Raw genomic sequence first — 1,387 nt, 5'->3', positions numbered from 1 at the left:
GCCCGCTGCTCCACCACCATACGAACCGCCCGCTCGCGGACTTCAGGTGAAAATTTGTTGGTTGTCTTGCTCATAACGGATGCTCCTTCTCACAAGTTGGAGCCTCCTGGAAACCCGGGGCGCTTCATTGCGAGCCAGCTCCTCGAGGAACGGCCGAAAGAACCATAGGTGGCGCACCATTGAAATTGGCGCGAGGCAACGTCGACACTCGATATATAGAGGGCATAATATATAGAGGGCATATGCCTGCAGGATGTCTTCGCGCGGATCGCCACAGGCATCGGTCAGGGGGCAATGCCTTCGGTCTCGCGCAGGACCAGCAAGAATCGGGCTAGGGCCAGGGGCTCCCGTCTGCACTGCGGCCTGTGTCGCGACCGCTCAGCCGAATATCGGGTAACGATTTCATCCGGGACGTCGTCAAGTTTCGAGTTGGTGGTTGCAAGCTGGAGCTCGAAAGCCAAGGCACGGCGCAAATGCCGATGGCCGTGCGCTCTGCTCTAACCACGCCGCCGACGCCACCCGATGTAAAAATGAATGTGTTCGGTGAACAGGCCACGCTTAATACCATGAAGGTCCGGCTGCTGCTTCAATCTCTGTGATTATCGTTGGTCATGGCCGCACGTATTGGGGGTAATGAGGAAATTATGCCGCATCGATAACCGGTAAGGCATCAATGCCGATGTGACAGCGGGAACGCATGCCCGCACCAGACTGCCCGGCATAATGGCGAGTGCCCTGCTGCAAAATGTGGCAATGGTTCGGTCTGGGGGGGCTGAGAACTCACTATTTTGGTGGAGCCCCGTAGCGAAAGAAGCACTGCATCGCTCGATCTGAGTGGATGCCATTCCCGCATGGCGGTACGCATTCGCAATTCATTATGCGAGTCGCCATCTGACTACGCACCCGACGGGCAGTTGCGCGGCTCGGTCCCGCCGCGGCATTGATGTCTGGCTCCATCTACTCCCCATTCCGAGCCCGTCATGGTGCGGTGCATTATAAATTTGGGGGCGCTATTTGTCGGGGCGTGAAACTCCTGTAGAACGATTCGCGTAGGCCCGATTGTCGTGATCAGGGAGCCAAGAGATGAGAATCTTCTTATGTTTGTTTGGAGTGCATCGACCTAACCGTGAGCGTATTTGGGATGATGGTCTCAACATGCGCGCACGCTGCAAGGGCTGTAAGCATCCGGTGAGAACCGCGGATCAGGCGGCTTTGCGTTGATCGTCTTTTACGCGCCAGTTCCAGGGCAGCAGTTCGTGGGTACGCATCCGATAGCCGCCGCGAGTTGTCGCGGTGCCGGGGTTCAGGCGGCGATTTCTTCGGCGGCCTGCTGCTGAGCAGCTTTCCAATGCCAAGGGAGGAGTTCGTGAAGGCGGTTCTGTGGGAT

At 57.5% G+C, this 1,387-nt stretch carries 2 protein-coding genes; one reads left to right on the top strand and one right to left on the bottom strand.

Annotated elements, in window-relative coordinates; translation table 11 throughout:
• Nucleotides 1-365: 365 nt before the first annotated feature.
• Entirely contained in the window at nt 366-599 is a 234-nt protein-coding gene (locus SxD43FB_RS25470) for a hypothetical protein (protein ID WP_176482912.1), read from the top strand.
• Between the two features lie 603 nt (nt 600-1,202).
• Here the strand turns inward: SxD43FB_RS25470 and SxD43FB_RS25710 are convergent.
• A partial coding sequence (locus SxD43FB_RS25710) for a hypothetical protein (RefSeq protein WP_217988833.1) occupies nt 1,203-1,387 on the bottom strand: 185 nt, incomplete at its 5' end.

Source organism: Sphingobium sp. D43FB (assembly GCF_002312805.1).
In the GTDB taxonomy this organism is placed as follows: Bacteria; Pseudomonadota; Alphaproteobacteria; order Sphingomonadales; family Sphingomonadaceae; genus Sphingobium.
Note: the sequence above shows the minus strand (reverse complement) of the source record. Positions and strands in the feature narration are given on the sequence as shown.